The following is an 803-nucleotide window of genomic DNA, read 5'->3' as shown; positions in this document are numbered from 1 at the left end:
CCGTTATAGACGCCCCAGAGCCCTGACAGCGTCGCAGCCAAGGCAGCGCGGATGGCGAATGCTGGCCGTGGAGCATCCTGGAGGAAGTCCGGATTGATGTCGTGCGTGTTGACAAAGAAGTGCGGCCGAAAGAATTCCTTGGCCTCGGTCTGGGTAATCTCCATCATGTACTGCTCGAGCTCCCACTTGGTGTTGCGCCAAGTGAAATAGGTGTAAGACTGCGAAAAGCCGACCTTGGCCAAGCGGTACATCACCTTCGGTCGCGTAAACGCTTCCGACAGAAACACGACGTCTGGGTGACGAGCGCGGATGTCGCCAATCAACCACTCCCAGAAGGGGAACGGTTTGGTGTGCGGATTGTCCACGCGGAACAGTTTGACGCCCTCGTCCACCCATAGCTGGACAATATCGCGCAGTTCCTCCCAAAGGGCGGGCACCGCGTCTTTGGAATAGAAGTCGACATTGACGATGTCTTCGTACTTCTTGGGCGGGTTTTCGGCGTAGCGGATGGTGCCATCCGGGCGCCATTCGAACCAGCCTGGGTGATCCGTTAGCCAAGGGTGGTCCGGGGATGCTTGGATCGCGAGGTCCAACGCAAGTTCCAATCCATGTTCTCGGGTTGCCTTGGCAAGACGCCTAAACCCTTCGAAGCCACCGAGCTCCGGATGTATTGCATCATGGCCCCCCTCCGGCGACCCGATTGCGTAAGGGCTGCCGGGATCGCCCGGCTCCGCCCTAAGACTGTTGTTACGACCTTTCCGGTTCGTACTTCCGATCGGATGAATGGGGGGAAAATATAGGAC

At 58.2% G+C, this 803-nt stretch carries 1 protein-coding gene; it reads right to left on the bottom strand.

The window, feature by feature from the left end; all coding sequences use genetic code 11:
- Nucleotides 1-803: alpha-amylase family protein (locus tag AC1DIX_RS27395; RefSeq protein WP_477328457.1), on the bottom strand; the 803-nt coding region annotated here is incomplete at both ends.

It is taken from the genome of Massilia sp. 05N420 (assembly GCF_056397205.1).
This window is presented reverse-complemented; position numbering and strand designations above follow the sequence as displayed.